Annotated in this window: 13 protein-coding genes and 1 tRNA gene; all 14 read left to right on the forward strand. The window is 49.3% G+C overall.

Annotated elements, in window-relative coordinates; translation table 11 throughout:
* A partial coding sequence (locus FT643_RS22240) for an EF-Tu C-terminal domain-related protein (protein WP_458859527.1) occupies nucleotides 1-206 on the forward strand: 206 nt, incomplete at its 5' end.
* A 68-nt stretch (nucleotides 207-274) separates the two neighbouring features.
* Nucleotides 275-350, forward strand: a tRNA-Trp gene (locus FT643_RS22245).
* Nucleotides 351-408: 58 nt separating this feature from the next.
* Nucleotides 409-780: a preprotein translocase subunit SecE gene (gene secE, locus FT643_RS22250; RefSeq protein WP_156873613.1), complete on the forward strand. Its 372-nt coding sequence runs from the start codon at nucleotides 409-411 to the stop codon at nucleotides 778-780.
* Between the two features lie 16 nt (nucleotides 781-796).
* Nucleotides 797-1330, forward strand: a complete 534-nt coding sequence (gene nusG, locus FT643_RS22255) for a transcription termination/antitermination protein NusG (protein ID WP_156873614.1) — start codon at nucleotides 797-799, stop codon at nucleotides 1328-1330.
* 94 nt (nucleotides 1331-1424) lie between these two features.
* A complete protein-coding gene (rplK, locus tag FT643_RS22260) occupies nucleotides 1425-1862 on the forward strand; it encodes a 50S ribosomal protein L11 (RefSeq protein WP_156873615.1) in 438 nt (145 codons plus the stop codon).
* Nucleotides 1863-2558: a 50S ribosomal protein L1 gene (rplA, locus tag FT643_RS22265; RefSeq protein ID WP_156873616.1), complete on the forward strand. Its 696-nt coding sequence runs from the start codon at nucleotides 1863-1865 to the stop codon at nucleotides 2556-2558.
* 214 nt (nucleotides 2559-2772) lie between these two features.
* On the forward strand, nucleotides 2773-3297 hold the full coding sequence (gene rplJ, locus FT643_RS22270; RefSeq protein ID WP_317622102.1) for a 50S ribosomal protein L10: 525 nt from the start codon (nucleotides 2773-2775) through the stop codon (nucleotides 3295-3297).
* A 45-nt stretch (nucleotides 3298-3342) separates the two neighbouring features.
* Nucleotides 3343-3717 carry a 50S ribosomal protein L7/L12 gene (gene rplL, locus FT643_RS22275; RefSeq protein WP_156873617.1) on the forward strand — a complete coding sequence of 125 codons (375 nt, stop codon included), beginning with the start codon at nucleotides 3343-3345 and terminating at the stop codon, nucleotides 3715-3717.
* Nucleotides 3718-4014: 297 nt separating this feature from the next.
* The gene (gene rpoB / locus FT643_RS22280) at nucleotides 4015-8091 is read left to right on the forward strand and encodes a DNA-directed RNA polymerase subunit beta (RefSeq protein WP_156873618.1); all 4077 of its coding nucleotides are present in this window, start codon (nucleotides 4015-4017) and stop codon (nucleotides 8089-8091) included.
* A 60-nt stretch (nucleotides 8092-8151) separates the two neighbouring features.
* Nucleotides 8152-12360 carry a DNA-directed RNA polymerase subunit beta' gene (gene rpoC, locus FT643_RS22285; RefSeq protein ID WP_317622103.1) on the forward strand — a complete coding sequence of 1403 codons (4209 nt, stop codon included), beginning with the start codon at nucleotides 8152-8154 and terminating at the stop codon, nucleotides 12358-12360.
* A gap of 176 nt (nucleotides 12361-12536) precedes the next feature.
* Nucleotides 12537-12911, forward strand: a complete 375-nt coding sequence (gene rpsL / locus FT643_RS22290; protein ID WP_156873619.1) for a 30S ribosomal protein S12 — start codon at nucleotides 12537-12539, stop codon at nucleotides 12909-12911.
* A gap of 108 nt (nucleotides 12912-13019) precedes the next feature.
* Nucleotides 13020-13490 (forward strand): 30S ribosomal protein S7, encoded by a 471-nt coding sequence (rpsG, locus tag FT643_RS22295; RefSeq protein ID WP_156873620.1) that lies wholly within the window; start codon nucleotides 13020-13022, stop codon nucleotides 13488-13490.
* 37 nt (nucleotides 13491-13527) lie between these two features.
* Nucleotides 13528-15624 (forward strand): elongation factor G, encoded by a 2097-nt coding sequence (fusA, locus tag FT643_RS22300; protein WP_317622104.1) that lies wholly within the window; start codon nucleotides 13528-13530, stop codon nucleotides 15622-15624.
* A gap of 35 nt (nucleotides 15625-15659) precedes the next feature.
* Nucleotides 15660-16398, forward strand: a 739-nt coding sequence (locus FT643_RS22305; protein ID WP_156873621.1) for an elongation factor Tu, incomplete at its 3' end; no start/stop codon positions are given.

The following is a 16398-nucleotide window of genomic DNA, read 5'->3' on the forward strand; positions in this document are numbered from 1 at the left end:
ATCGTCCGCAGTTCTACTTCCGTACAACGGATATCACCGGTGCTGTAGAGCTTCCTGAAGGCGTAGAGATGGTAATGCCGGGCGATAACATCAAGATGGATGTTACCCTGATTGCACCGATCGCGATGGAAGAAGGTCTGCGTTTTGCAATTCGTGAAGGTGGCCGTACTGTTGGTGCGGGTGTTGTAGCGAAAATTGTTGAATAGGCACTAGTCAAAGCTGGTTTGGCCGAGTATCATGCTCGGCCCGATTGTCTATGTAAGAAAACTGATTTAGGCCAGTAGTTCAATTGGTAGAGCACCGGTCTCCAAAACCGGGTGTTGGGGGTTCGAGTCCCTCCTGGCCTGCCAAATAGGGAATGAAGGCTTCCTGGTATGAACTCATGCTGGTGGAGCCGGTCTGAAATCTATGAGTACAAGCACAGAACAGTCCCAATCATCTCCGGCAAATGCTCTTTTGTGGGTGTTGGTAGCAATCCTGGTCGCTGCAGCCGTGGTGGGCAATGCCTATTTTGATGATCAACCGCTCTTGTACAGAGTTATTGGTGTGGTTGTCCTGGGTTGTCTGGCCGCATTGGTGGCTTCTTTCACGGTCAGGGGGCGGGCATTTATAACTCTGCTTCAGGACGCAAGGTCCGAAGTCAGGCGTGTTGTTTGGCCAACTAAGCAAGAAACAGCACAAACAACCGGCATAGTCGTTGTCGTTGTTGCTTTGATGGCTGTGCTGCTTTGGTTGCTTGACATGGCGCTGGGGTCAATTATTTCCGGAATTATCGGCTAATAACAAGAGGTTGCAGATGGCAAAGCGTTGGTACGTGGTACACGCCTACTCAGGCTTTGAAAAGCACGTGAAACGATCTCTTGGAGAGCGAATTAAGCTGGAAGAGATGGAAGACCATTTTGGGGAGATCCTCGTTCCCACAGAAGAAGTGGTTGAAATGCGGGGTGGTCAAAAACGCAAAAGTGAGCGCAAATTTTTCCCTGGCTATGTGTTAGTGCAAATGGAGATGAATGACGCTTCTTGGCATTTGGTTAAAGATTGCCCTAAAGTGATGGGCTTTATCGGCGGTACAGCGGATAAGCCAGCACCGATCTCCGATCGAGAAGCTGCAGCGATATTGCAGCGAGTGGAAGACGGGGTTGAGAAGCCAAAGCCGAAGACTTTGTTCGAGCCGGGTGAAGTGGTTCGTGTGGTTGATGGTCCGTTCGCAGACTTTAACGGCGTTGTTGAAGAGGTGAATTATGAGAAGAGTCGCCTGCAAGTGGCTGTTCTGATTTTTGGTCGTTCTACACCAGTTGAACTTGAGTTCGGTCAGGTAGAAAAAGGTTAATAGAGATTCGACCCCTGCAGGCGTATGCGCTGTGGGGATTTTTACTTTGCACGGGGAGCTGTATTCCAGCGTTTGAACCCGAGGAGTAGCTGAAATGGCAAAGAAAATCCAAGCTTATATAAAGCTTCAGGTAAAAGCAGGCCAAGCAAACCCAAGTCCCCCAGTCGGACCTGCATTGGGCCAGCACGGCGTAAACATTATGGAGTTCTGTAAGGCGTTTAACGCCCAGACACAGCCTCCTGCGTTTGAGGCGGGAATGCCCATTCCGGTTATCATAACCGTCTATAGTGACCGTTCCTTTACCTTCATCACTAAAACACCCCCAGCGTCTGTGCTATTGCTGAAAAAGCTCGGTATCCCCAAAGGGAGCGGTGTGCCAAACAAGAATAAAGTTGGCAAAGTGACCCGTGCGCAATTAGAAGAAATTGCCACTATTAAGATGCCTGATTTGACTGCAGCCGATATGGATGCAGCTGTACGGACCATAGCGGGCTCTGCCCGTAGTATGGGTCTTGATGTGGAGGGTCTGTAAATGGCGAAGTTGACTAAGCGACAAAAAGTGATTCGTGAAAAAGTAGATGCAGCTAAAGCTTATGATGTAGTAGAGGCGGTCACTTTGCTGGCTGATCTGTCCACTGTTAAGTTCAAAGAGAGTATCGACGTTGCTGTAAACCTGGGCGTAGATCCACGAAAATCGGATCAGGTTGTCCGTGGGGCAAGCGTGCTTCCCAACGGAACTGGTAAGACAGTTCGGGTTGCGGTGTTCACTCAGGGGGCCAATGCCGAAGCGGCTAAAGCTGCGGGTGCCGACCTGGTTGGAATGGACGATTTAGCTGAAGAGATCCAGAAAGGTAACCTGGATTTCGACGTGGTAATTGCGTCACCGGATGCAATGCGAGTGGTTGGTAAGTTAGGGCAGATCCTGGGTCCCCGAGGCTTAATGCCTAATCCCAAAACCGGCACAGTTACACCGGATGTCGTAACTGCAGTGAATAATGCAAAGGCGGGTCAGGTTCGTTACAGAACAGACAAAGCAGGTATTATCCACTGTTCAGTTGGGCAGGTAGGTTTCGAACCAACTGCGATCAAGCAAAATATTGAAGCGCTGATGTCAGACTTGAAAAAAGCCAAGCCTGCCAGTGCAAAAGGTACCTATATCAAAAAGATCACTTTGTCCTCCACGATGGGGCCTGGTGTGTCAATCGATCAAGGCAGCCTGGAAATATAAGTGAAAAAGACTTTGAGCTCTTGCGGCTATTTGTTGTTAGTCGCAAGGCGCGTTAAAGACCGTAGGTGCGTAAAAGCGAACGATTGCTTGTACGCTTAAAAATGCCTGCGCAAACGCGGTGGTTCAAGATTCAGTATTGCTGAGTCGGGCACCGCAACCTCAATCATTTCATTGGTTGGGGAAACGAAACTTAGCAAGTAAAGAGAGGTGTTCAGTGGCACTAAGACTAGAAGACAAAAAGGCAATTGTTGCCGAAGTCAACGACGTCGCGTCCGGTGCTCTGTCCGCTGTAATTGCTGACTATCGGGGTTTGTCTGTTTCCCAAATGACTGAATTACGGAAACAGGCCCGCGAACAAGGTGTGTATCTGCGAGTGGTTCGAAACACTCTGGCGCGCATCGCGGTTGAAGGCACTGAATTTGAGTGCCTGAAGGAAACTCTGGTCGGCCCGACTATTTTGGCATTGTCTATGGAAGACCCCGGTGCAGCCGCCCGGATGATCAAAGACTACGCCAAAGATAACGACAAGTTGGAAGTGAAAGCCCTGGCAATAGGTGGCGTTTTATATGGCGCTAACGAAATTGACAGATTGGCTAAACTCCCGACACGCGATCAAGCACTCGGCATGCTCGCGAGCGTACTGCAAGCACCTGTTACTAAGCTTGCTCGTTCGCTCAACGATGTTCCTGGCAAAATCGCACGTGTAGTCGCAGCGGTCAAAGACCAAAAAGCAGCTTAATATTGAATCTATTTAAATTGAATTGAAAAGTTCAGGAGTAAAATCATGGCTCTGTCCAACGAAGATATTTTAAACGCAATTGCTGAAATGAGTGTAATGGATTTGGTTGAACTGGTTTCAGCCATCGAAGAAAAATTTGGTGTGTCAGCGGCAGCTCCCGTCGCTGTAGCTGCTGCCGGCGGTGAAGTTGCTGCTGCTGCGGAAGAGCAAACCGAGTTTGACGTTATCCTGGAATCTTTTGGCGAGAACAAAGTAGCGGTTATCAAAGCAGTTCGCGGTGTAACTGGTCTTGGTCTGAAAGAAGCTAAAGAAATGGTTGAAGGTGCCCCTAAAGCAGTTAAAGAAGGCGCATCTAAAGACGAAGCAGAAAAAATCAAGAAAGACCTGGAAGACGCTGGCGCTAAAGTCGCACTTAAGTAACAGCTTGGCGAATCTGCGTTATTCAACGCAATTTGCTGACGGGCTGGTGGCAAAAGGCCACCGGCCTTTTGACGTTTAATTGCAAGCGTCAAAAAACAACGATTTTACTTTAGTGGTTAAGGCGCAGGTTCTTTGCCTCTAAAGAGAATAGAAAATCAGCGCGGTAGTAGCGTCATAAGTATGCACAGCGACTGATGTTCTATTCATAGTAAACCCCGTCAGGGACATAACGCGAAGGTAAAACTTCGATTAAGCAAGATTTACAAATCTTGCAGAGTGACAAGCTGAGGAACTCAGATGGCATATTCTTTCACCGAAAAGAAAAGAATCCGCAAGGACTTCGGTAAACTCACTGACGCGATGGAAGTGCCGTATTTATTGGCAATCCAATTGGATTCTTATCGAAAATTTCTTCAACTCGATAACAAGTCAGATGAGCGTATCGACGAGGGCCTGCAAGCGGCCTTCAAATCCGTATTTCCCATAGCGAGCTATTCCGGGAATGCGGCTCTGGAATACGTTGATTATTCTTTAGGTACCCCGGTTTTTGATGTTCAAGAATGTCAGATGCGCGGCGCCACCTATTCGGCACCGCTGCGCGTGAAGATTCGCCTGATCATTTATGACAAGGAATCTTCAAACAAGGCCATCAAGGATATTAAAGAGCAAGAAGTTTACATGGGCGAAATTCCGCTAATGACGGAGAATGGTACCTTCGTTATTAATGGTACTGAACGGGTAATCGTTTCCCAGTTACACCGTTCGCCTGGCGTGTTCTTTGATCATGACCGTGGCAAAACACATTCTTCCGGCAAGCTTTTGTACTCTGCACGAATTATTCCCTATCGTGGCTCCTGGCTGGATTTTGAATTCGATCCGAAGGATTTGGTTTTCGTCCGGATTGACCGTCGCCGCAAGTTGCCCGCTACTATTCTTTTGCGCGCTCTCGGTTATGAAAACGAAGAAATGCTGGATATGTTCTTCGACACCAATACGGTTATTCTGGAAGGCGGTGAGTTCAAACTCAAGTTGATTCCAGAGCGGCTTCGTGGTGAAACCGCCATGTTCGATATTAAGGCCGGCGATGAGGTTGTGGTTGAAGAGGGGCGGCGCGTAACTGCACGGCATATCAGGCAGCTTGAAGGCGCCAATATTGAATGGCTGGCGGTTCCGAATGCGTATTTGGAAGGCCGGGTTATTGCAAAAAACATCGTTGATAAATCGACGGGTGAATTGATTTGCGAGTGCAATGCAGAGATTACAACCCCTCTACTCGAAGCTATTGCTGAAGCGGGCGTTACTGATTTTGAAACGCTCTATATCAACGAACTGGATCGTGGCGCGTTTGTCTCCGATACTTTGCGTAGTGACTCCACCACCAACCAACTGGAAGCCTTGGTTGAAATCTACCGTATGATGCGTCCCGGTGAACCGCCGACAAAAGACGCTGCTGAGTCTCTCTTCAAAAATCTATTTTTCTCTGCCGAGCGATATGACTTGTCAGCCGTTGGTCGCATGAAATTCAATCGACGTTTGGGCCGTGAAGAAATATTAGGCGAAGGCACGTTGTCCCCTGAAGATATCGTGGCGGTGATGAAGTGCCTGGTCGATATCCGCAACGGTAATGGTGTCGTTGATGATATAGATCACCTTGGAAATCGGCGCGTACGCTGTGTCGGTGAAATGGCCGAGAATCAATTCCGGGTTGGTCTTGTGAGGGTAGAGCGTGCGGTTAAAGAGCGCCTGTCTCTGGCAGAAAGCGAAGGCTTGATGCCGCAGGATCTTATCAATGCCAAGCCGGTTGCAGCTGCGATCAAAGAGTTTTTTGGTTCCAGCCAGCTTTCTCAGTTTATGGACCAGAATAATCCGCTTTCCGAGATAACTCACAAGCGTCGAGTGTCTGCTCTGGGCCCTGGCGGTCTGACTCGTGAGCGGGCCGGCTTTGAAGTTCGGGATGTACACCCCACTCATTACGGTCGTGTTTGCCCAATCGAAACGCCTGAAGGGCCTAATATCGGTCTTATTAACTCTCTTGCAACTTTCTCACGTGCAAATGATTACGGGTTTCTTGAAAGCCCCTATCGTAGAGTGGTTGACGGCAAGATTACCGATGATGTTATCTATCTATCAGCGATCGAAGAGGGCGAGTATGTTATTGCCCAGGCCAATGCTGAAGTGGATGAAGAAGGAAACCTTGTTGAAGACTTGGTGCCGATTCGTCATAAGAACGAGTTCACTGTAACAACGGCAGAAAACGTCAATCTGATGGACGTATCTCCTCGCCAGGTTGTGTCCGTGGCCGCTTCACTTATCCCGTTCCTCGAGCACGATGATGCTAACCGGGCACTTATGGGATCGAACATGCAGCGCCAAGCCGTTCCAACGTTAAGAGCTGAAAAGCCTTTAGTCGGAACCGGTATGGAAGGGATTGTTGCTCGTGACTCCGGAGTTTGTCAGGTTGCACGACGAGGCGGTGTGGTTGACCGGGTTGATGCTGCGCGGATTGTCGTGCGTGCACACGAAGCGGAAATAGCCCAAGAAGGTGATGCCGGCGTTGATATTTATAATTTGACAAAATATACACGCTCTAATCAAAACACCTGTATAAATCAGCGCCCGCTTGTAAAAGTAGGCGATGTGATTGCCCGTGGTGATATTCTGGCTGACGGGCCTTCTGTTGACATGGGCGAACTGGCGCTGGGGCAGAATATGCGCGTCGCCTTTATGCCCTGGAATGGTTATAACTTCGAGGATTCTATCCTGATTTCTGAACGTGTGGTTCAGGAAGATCGTTTCACTACCATCCACATTCAGGAGCTGACTTGTGTGGCTCGGGATACCAAGTTGGGGCCGGAGGAAATTACCTCTGATATTCCGAACGTGGGCGAAGCTGCGCTGGGTAAGTTGGATGAGTCAGGTATTGTTCATATCGGCGCGGAAGTGGGTCCGGGAGACATTTTGGTCGGCAAGGTAACACCGAAAGGTGAAACTCAGCTGACACCGGAAGAGAAGCTTTTGCGAGCGATCTTCGGTGAAAAAGCCTCCGATGTTAAGGATACCTCGCTACGGGTGCCTTCAAGTACGAAGGGTACAGTAATCGATGTACAGGTATTTACCCGCGATGGTGTTGAAAAAGATCAGCGTGCCATTGATATTGAAAATGCGCAGATCGACAAGTTCCGGAAAGATCTGAACGACGAATTCCGCATTATTCAAGGCGCTACTCTGGGCCGACTACGTAAGATGCTGGAGGGCGAAAAAGTCGTTGCAGCCGGAGCAGGTCTGAAAAAGGGCGATACCATAGCAGCAGAAATTCTCGACACACTTGAGCCAGCTCAATGGTTTGATTTGCGTCCAACCTCGGATCAGCTGGCAGAACAACTAGAAAATTCGAAGACCTATCTTGAGGAAGTGCGTTCAGACCAAGAGAAAAAGCTCGCTGAGAAAAAGCGAAAGATTTCCAGTGGCGATGATTTGGCTCACGGTGTTTTGAAAATTGTTAAGGTGCATCTGGCGGTCAAGCGCCGCATTCAGCCAGGCGACAAGATGGCTGGACGGCACGGTAACAAAGGGGTTATCTCGGTGATTATGCCGGTAGAAGATATGCCCTACGACATGAATGGGGAGCCAGTCGACGTGGTGTTAAATCCACTGGGTGTGCCTTCGCGGATGAACGTGGGACAGATTCTCGAAGCGCATTTGGGTATGGCTGCACACGGGCTTGGTAAATGCATTGAGAAAATGCTTCAGGCCAAACAGGAGGTCGCTGAACTTCGGGAGTTCCTGGCTAAAGTCTACAACCAGATAGGGGAGAAAACAGAACAGCTCGACTCGTTTAACGATGAGGAAATATTTGAGCTGGCGAAAAACCTGTCACGTGGCGTGCCTATGGCAACGCCGGTATTTGATGGTGCCCAAGAATCTGAAATAAAAGAGATGCTTGAATTGGCGGGTATACCTGAAAGTGGTCAGCTAAGGCTGCATGATGGTCGGACCGGCAAAGAGTTTGACGGTGCTGTGACTGTTGGATACATGTATATGCTCAAACTGAACCATTTAGTGGATGACAAGATGCATGCTCGTTCAACCGGATCCTATAGCCTGGTTACTCAGCAGCCGCTGGGTGGTAAAGCTCAATTCGGTGGTCAGCGTTTCGGGGAGATGGAAGTGTGGGCGCTAGAGGCATATGGCGCTGCGTATACGCTGCAGGAAATGCTGACTGTTAAATCTGATGACGTGAATGGACGAACCCGTATCTACAAAAACATCGTAGATGGAGATCACCGTATGGATCCGGGCATGCCTGAATCCTTCAATGTACTGGTGAAAGAGATTCGTTCGCTCGGAATCGACATCGAGCTTGAAAACGAGTAACACGAACAAGACACGGCGGGTCATGTGCCCGCCTTACTGGCTCCGAGTGGAGGAATTTCAGTGAAAGACCTACTGAACCTGCTAAAAGCACAGGGACAAGACGCAGAATTTGATCGTATCCGAATTGGTTTGGCGTCACCGGAAATGATTCGCGCATGGTCCTTTGGCGAAGTAAAAAAACCTGAAACCATTAATTATCGTACGTTTAAACCGGAAAGAGATGGACTGTTTTGCGCGCGTATTTTTGGACCGATCAAGGATTATGAGTGTCTTTGTGGTAAGTACAAACGGCTCAAACATCGTGGTGTTATATGCGAAAAGTGCGGTGTTGAAGTAACGCTGTCTAAAGTTCGGCGAGACCGCATGGGCCACATTGAATTAGCTAGCCCAGTGGCACATATTTGGTTTTTGAAATCGCTCCCCAGTCGTATCGGATTGTTGCTTGATATGACGCTGCGCGATATTGAGCGAGTGTTGTATTTTGAATCATTTGTTGTAACTGATCCGGGTACCACAACTCTTGAGCGCGGCCAGATGCTGACGGACGAGCAGTACTATGAAGCGTTAGAAGAATTCGGTGACGAATTCGATGCGAGCATGGGCGCTGAAGCTGTACAGAAGCTGCTGAAAGATATGGATCTGCAGCAGGAGATTCGTGAGCTACGCGAAGAGTTGCCGACTGTTAACTCTGAAACAAAGAGTAAGAAAATCGCCAAACGCTTAAAGCTGATGGAAGCTTTTCACGAATCCGGCAACGATCCGATGTGGATGATCTTGAGTGTGTTGCCCGTGCTTCCGCCGGATTTGCGTCCTCTGGTGCCTTTGGATGGCGGACGTTTTGCGACCTCGGATCTAAACGATCTTTATCGCCGGGTGATTAACCGGAACAATCGCCTGAAACGGCTTTTGGATTTGAATGCGCCGGACATCATCGTTCGCAATGAAAAACGCATGTTGCAAGAAGCCGTCGATGCTTTGTTGGATAACGGTCGTCGTGGCCGAGCCATCACTGGCTCCAATAAACGTCCTTTGAAATCACTTGCAGATATGATTAAGGGTAAGCAGGGTCGTTTCCGTCAAAACTTGCTCGGAAAACGGGTTGATTACTCCGGACGTTCAGTGATTGTAGTAGGCCCCACGCTCAAACTGCATGAGTGTGGTTTACCCAAAAAAATGGCATTGGAACTATTTAAGCCGTTTATTTTTGCCAAGTTGGAGGCTCGAGGTTTAGCCACAACGATTAAAGCAGCAAAGAAAATGGTTGAGCGGGAAACGCCTGAGGTTTGGGATATCCTGGCTGAAGTTATCCGGGAGCATCCGGTGATGTTAAACCGGGCGCCAACCCTTCACCGTTTGGGTATTCAGGCTTTTGAGCCCCAGTTGATTGAAGGTAAGGCCATCCAGTTGCACCCGCTGGTTTGTGTCGCCTATAACGCGGATTTTGACGGCGACCAAATGGCGGTACACGTGCCGCTTACGATCGAGGCCCAGCTTGAAGCTCGGGCGTTGATGATGTCTACCAATAATATTCTGTCACCAGCCAACGGTGAGCCGATTATTGTGCCTACGCAGGACGTTGTACTGGGTTTGTATTACATCAGCCGGCAACGTGTGAATGTGAAAGGCGAAGGTATGGTCTTTGTCGACACTAAAGAGGTATCACGCGCGCTGGCTAATAACGCAGTAACCGTTCATTCGCGAATTAAAGTGCGTGTTACCGAAACGGTTAAGCACGAAGACGGTGAAATAACCAAGCGTACCTTCCTGGCCGACACTTCTGCTGGTCGTTGTATGCTTTGGGATGTGCTGCCCGAAGGTTTGCCTTTTGAGTTGATCAACCAGGATATGACAAAGAAAACCGTATCCCGGCTGATTAACGCTTGTTATCGCCGCCTGGGTTTGAAAGCCACGGTGATCTTTGCTGATAAGCTAATGTATCTCGGATTCCATCAGGCGACTTTATCTGGCTCTTCCATCGGTATCAATGATATGGAAATACCGGAAGAAAAAGCGCGAATTATTTCTGAAGCCGATGATGAAGTTCGGGAGATTGAAGATCAGTTTGCTTCAGGTTTGGTGACCCAGGGCGAGCGATACAACAAAGTTATCGATATCTGGTCGCGTACAAATGATATGGTTGCGAAAGCCATGATGGAGCGGTTGTCGGTTGATCGTGTTGCCGATAAAGAAGGGAATCTGGTAGATCAGAAATCCTTCAACTCCATCTTCATAATGGCGGATTCCGGAGCTCGGGGTTCCCAGGCTCAGATACGACAGCTTGCGGGTATGCGTGGTCTGATGGCAAAACCGGATGGCTCGATCATTGAAACCCCGATTACAGCAAACTTTCGGGAAGGGTTGAACGTACTTCAGTACTTTATATCAACCCATGGTGCTCGGAAAGGTCTTGCGGATACCGCACTTAAAACGGCGAACTCCGGATATCTTACCCGTCGTCTCGTTGATGTTGCCCAGGATCTGGTAGTAACTGAGCATGACTGTGGAACCACGCAGGGTGTTCCGATGACACCTTTGATCGAAGGGGGCGATGTTGTAGAGCCTCTGGGTGAGCGTGTATTGGGTCGTGTAGTAGCTCAGGACGTCTTTAAGCCGGGAACGGATGAAGTCATTGCCCCGGCGGGTACTCTGATAGACGAGCAATGGGTTGAGCTGCTTGAAGCCGAAGCTGTTGATGAGCTGGTTTGTCGGTCCCCTATCTCCTGTGACACGCGCTACGGTGTATGTCGCATGTGTTACGGTCGGGATCTGGCTCGTGGACATCTGGTTAACATCGGAGAGGCTGTGGGTGTTATCGCTGCTCAGTCTATCGGTGAGCCGGGCACCCAGTTGACGATGCGTACGTTCCACATCGGTGGAGCTGCATCCAGAAGCTCAGCAGTGAGTAATGTGCAGGTTAAAAACGTCGGTACCATTCGTTTGCATAACATCAAAACGGTTGAGCAGGTAAACGGTAACTTGGTTGCGGTATCGCGCTCCGGCGAATTAGCCTTGGCTGATGAAAAAGGGCGTGAGCGTGAGCGGTACAAAATACCTTACGGCGGTGTTATTTCGGTCAAAGATGGTGCGACAGTTGAAGCGGGTACTATTGTTGCCCAATGGGATCCTCATACTCACCCCGTTATAACTGAGTTGGCAGGTCGTGTCAGCTTCAGTGAATTCGAAGAGGGTATTTCTGTTAAGCAGACTACTGACGAGCTGACAGGTCTAACCAATTACGAAATCCTGGATCCAAAAGACCGTCCTTCCTCCGGTAAAGATAAGCGACCGGTAGTTCGTTTGGTTGGAGAGGATAACGAGTTAGTGACAATGCCTGGAAGTGATACTCCAGCTCAGTATTATTTGCCGGCGGGATCTATCGTTCAGTTGGGTGACGGGGCTACTGTAGGCGCGGGCGATGTAATAGCCCGTATACCGCAGGAAAGTTCGAAAACTCGCGACATTACGGGTGGTTTGCCTCGGGTTGCTGATTTGTTTGAAGCCAGAAAGCCGAAAGAATCGTCTATTTTGGCCGAGAAGTCCGGCATCGTTTCCTTCGGTAAGGAAACAAAAGGAAAGGTTCGTTTGGTTATCACTCCGGATGAAGGTGGTGATGCCTACGAAGAGTTGATTCCTAAATGGCGCCAATTGAACATATTCGAAGGTGAGCGTGTCGAGCAGGGTGAGGTTATTTCCGATGGGCCTTCTAACCCGCACGACATTTTGCGCCTGAAAGGGGTTCATGCAGTTGCAAGTTATATTGTCAATGAAGTGCAGGATGTATATAGATTGCAGGGCGTTGGAATTAACGATAAGCACATTGAAGTTATCGTTCGACAAATGCTGCGGAAGGTTATTATTTCGGATTCCAGTGACTCATCCTTCATAAAAGGAGAGCAAGCTGAGCTTGCCAGAGTGCTTGATGAGAACGAGCAGTTGGAAAAGGACGAGAAGTTTGGTGCCAAGTATGAACGTGAATTGCTTGGTATAACGAAAGCTTCTCTATCAACGGAGTCTTTCATCTCGGCAGCATCATTCCAGGAAACCACGCGGGTTTTGACAGAGGCCGCTGTCACTGGAAAAATTGATGATTTGCGTGGATTGAAAGAAAACGTCGTTGTCGGCCGTTTGATTCCGGCTGGTACGGGGTTTGCGTACCATGCTGAGCGTCGTCGCCAACGGGAACAGGAAGCAACCGCGCAAGTGCCTGAGTTTACAGCGGATGATGCTGAACAGGCGTTGAGTGAGGCGCTTAATTCGCCAGAAGAGTAAGTCGATTAGCTACCGCTGTTGTACTGAAAGTGCTGTATGACGGCGGTTAGCTTGACTTGTGGTCGAACCGCTCTTAGAATCTCGCATCCCTGAAAAAGGGTTGACGGGATTTTTTTGCATTTAGATAGAGAGAACCCACCGACGGGATTCTCAAAAATGATTGGAGAAACAGCTACATGGCAACAATTAACCAGTTGGTGCGTAAGCCGCGTCAGCGAAAGGTAGCAAAAAGTGACGTTCCGGCGTTACAAAGCTGCCCGCAGCGTCGAGGTGTATGTACCCGTGTTTACACTACTACTCCCAAAAAGCCTAACTCGGCTTTGCGTAAAGTAGCTCGTGTTCGTTTAACAAACGGTTTTGAAGTGACTTCCTACATCGGTGGAGAAGGCCACAACCTGCAAGAGCATAGCGTAATTCTGATTCGTGGCGGCCGGGTAAAAGATTTGCCGGGCGTGCGTTATCACACAGTGCGCGGAACTCTCGATACCGCTGGTGTTTCCGACCGGAAGCAGGGTCGTTCTAAATACGGAACTAAGCGCCCTAAAGCTTAATCTACAGCTGATATATTACTCGGCTGTCACTTAATCTGCCTAGCTTGTTGGGCGGTAGTAAGGCCAAGCCAAAGTCTTGGACCAACCTGAATATAGGAAAATACGAAAATGCCAAGAAGACGAGTCGCCGCAAAACGCGAAATACTTCCTGATCCCAAGTTTCAAAGCCAGGTGCTGGCTAAATTTATCAACCACGTGATGGAAAGCGGTAAAAAATCCGTGGCCGAGCGCATCGTTTACGGTGCTCTGGCCAAGGTTGCCGAAAAATCCAATCAAAATCCCGTCGAAGTGTTTGAAAAAGCGCTTGAAGCTCTTCGTCCTGTGGTTGAGGTTAAATCCCGGCGTGTTGGTGGTGCTACCTACCAGGTGCCTGTTGAGGTTCGGCCAAGCCGTCGGACTGCATTGGCTATGCGTTGGATGGTTGATGCAGCGCGTAAGCGTGGAGAGAAGTCTATGCCGTTGCGTTTGGCCGGTGAGATTCTTGATGCGAACGAAGGCAAGGGCTCGGCACTGAAAAAGCGTGAAGATGTACATAGAATGGCTGAGGCCAACAAAGCGTTCTCTCACTATCGCTTTTAATCCGGCATTAAACTCATCGAAGTCTGAGGATTAGACCGTGGCTCGCAAGACACCTATCTCGAAGTACCGCAATATTGGTATATGCGCGCACGTAGACGCTGGCAAGACAACGACAACCGAGCGTGTGCTCTTCTACACCGGTGTATCTCACAAAATAGGTGAGGTGCATGACGGTGCTGCAACCATGGATTGGATGGCGCAGGAGCAGGAGCGGGGTATTACCATTACCTCTGCAGCTACTACTTGTTTTTGGGCAGGGATGGATCGGCAGTTTGATCAATATCGTATCAATATAATTGATACGCCTGGCCACGTGGATTTTACCATTGAGGTGGAGCGCTCCCTGCGTGTTCTGGATGGGGCAGTTGTCGTGTTTTGCGGGTCATCCGGAGTTCAGCCTCAGTCCGAAACGGTTTGGCGCCAAGCCGACCGTTACGGGGTGCCGCGTATCGTGTTCGTCAATAAAATGGATCGAGCCGGTGCAGACTTTTTGAAAGTTGTCGCTCAGATAAAGCAGCGCCTTAATGCTCGCCCTGTTGCTATTCACATGAATATCGGGGCTGAAGAAGAGTTCAAAGGCATCGTCGACCTGCTTCGCATGAAAGCCATTTATTGGAATGAAGAAGATCAGGGTATGACTTACGAGCTGGGCGAAATCCCAGACGATTTGGTCGAGACCTGTAATCATTTGCGCGAGCAGATGGTTGAGTCAGCGGCAGAAGCCAGTGAAGAGTTGATGGAAAAATACTTGGAAGAAAGTGATCTGAGTATTGATGATATCAAGTTGGGTTTGCGCAAGCAGGTTTTGAATAATGAAATTGTTCTCGCGCTCTGTGGTTCTGCATTTAAAAATAAAGGCGTGCAGGCCATGCTGGATGCGGTTATTGAATTTCTTCCTGCGCCGGATGAAGTGCCCAGCATAAAGGGTATAACTGAGAAAGGTGAAGAAGAAGCGCGGCCCTCTTCAGATGACGCGCCGTTTTCGGCGTTGGCGTTCAAGATTGCGACGGACCCGTTTGTTGGTAACCTAACTTTCTTTCGGGTTTATTCCGGAGTCATGAATTCAGGTGATTCGGTTTACAATTCTGTAAGGGAGCGTAAAGAGCGTGTTGGGCGGCTCTTGCAGATGCACGCAAATAACCGTGAAGAAATAAAAGAAGTCCGGGCTGGGGACATAGCGGCTGCAGTGGGTTTGAAGGATATTACGACCGGCGATACCCTATGCGACCTGAAGAGCATTATTGTGCTTGAGCGGATGGACTTTCCTGACCCTGTGATTTCTGTTGCAGTGGAGCCACGTTCTAAAGCTGATCAGGAAAAAATGGGGCTTGCGTTGGGGCGGTTGGCGCAAGAAGATCCGTCTTTTCGGGTAAAGACTGACGAAGAGAGCGGTCAGACCATAATATCCGGTATGGGTGAGTTACACCTGGATATCATTGTGGATCGGATGAAGCGTGAGTTTAAAGTTGAAGCGAATATAGGTAAGCCGCAAGTCGCTTACCGCGAAACGATACGCTCAGCAGTGGATGTTGAAGGGAAATACGTTAAGCAGTCGGGCGGGCGTGGTCAGTATGGGCACGTTAAGTTGAAGATAGAGCCGATTCCGGATATGGAAGAAGATTTTATCTTTGAGGAGACGATCCATGGTGGGTCGGTCCCGAAAGACTATTTCCCTGCAATTGAGAAGGGTTGCCGTCAGCAGCTTGAGTCTGGTGTGCTGGCTGGTTACCCGATGCTGGGTGTTAAGGTTAATTTGTACGATGGCTCATTTCACGAGGTCGATTCTAATGAGAATGCATTCCGCATGGCGGGTGCAATGGCGGTTAAGAAGGGTTGTCTTGAAGCCAGGCCGGCCCTGCTCGAACCCATCATGAAAGTCGAAGTTGTCACTCCGGAGGATTATATGGGTGACGTAATGGGTGACTTGAACCGGCGTCGTGGTATTTTGCAGGGAATGGATGATGCAAATGGTGTTCGTTTGGTGAACGCAGAAGTGCCTCTGTCAGAGATGTTCGGCTATGCAACCGATTTGCGTGGTATGTCTCAGGGTCGGGCAACCTTTACAATGGAGTTTCTGAAATACGCGGAAGCCCCTCAAAACATAGCAGAAGCCATCATAAAGAAAGGCTATTAATTAAAGATCATTGAATTGAATAGAGGTAAATAGCAATGTCTAAGGAAAAGTTTGAACGAGTCAAGCCGCACGTAAACGTAGGCACAATTGGTCACGTTGACCACGGTAAAACCACATTGACAGCTGCGCTAACCCGCGTGTGCTCGGAAATTTGGGGTGGCGCTGCGGTGGCATTTGACGGTATTGATAAAGCTCCTGAAGAAAAGGCGCGTGGTATCACTATCTCTACGTCGCACGTTGAGTACGAATCACCGGTTCGTCACTATGCGCATGTAGACTGCCCAGGACACGCTGATTATGTTAAGAACATGATCACCGGAGCGGCGCAGATGGACGGCGCGATTCTGGTCTGTTCGGCGGCGGATGGCCCGATGCCTCAAACCCGTGAGCACATTTTGTTGTCCCGCCAGGTTGGCGTACCGTACATCGTTGTGTTTCTGAATAAAGCGGACATGGTTGACGACGAAGAGCTGTTAGAGCTGGTTGAAATGGAAGTGCGTGAGCTGCTGGATATGTACGAGTTTCCGGGTGACGACACGCCGATTATCAAAGGATCAGCATTGAAAGCGTTGGAAGGCGATACTTCAGAGATCGGCATGCCTGCTGTACAAAAGCTGGTAGAGACTCTGGATGAGTACATTCCGGAGCCGGTACGTGCGATTGATCAGCCTTTCTTGATGCCGATCGAAGACGTATTCTCCATCTCGGGTCGTGGTACGGTTGTTACGGGTCGTGTTGAGCGCGGGATTGTCAAAGTCGGCGACGAAATTGAAA

The organism is Ketobacter sp. MCCC 1A13808, assembly GCF_009746715.1.
Classification (GTDB): domain Bacteria; phylum Pseudomonadota; class Gammaproteobacteria; order Pseudomonadales; family Ketobacteraceae; genus Ketobacter.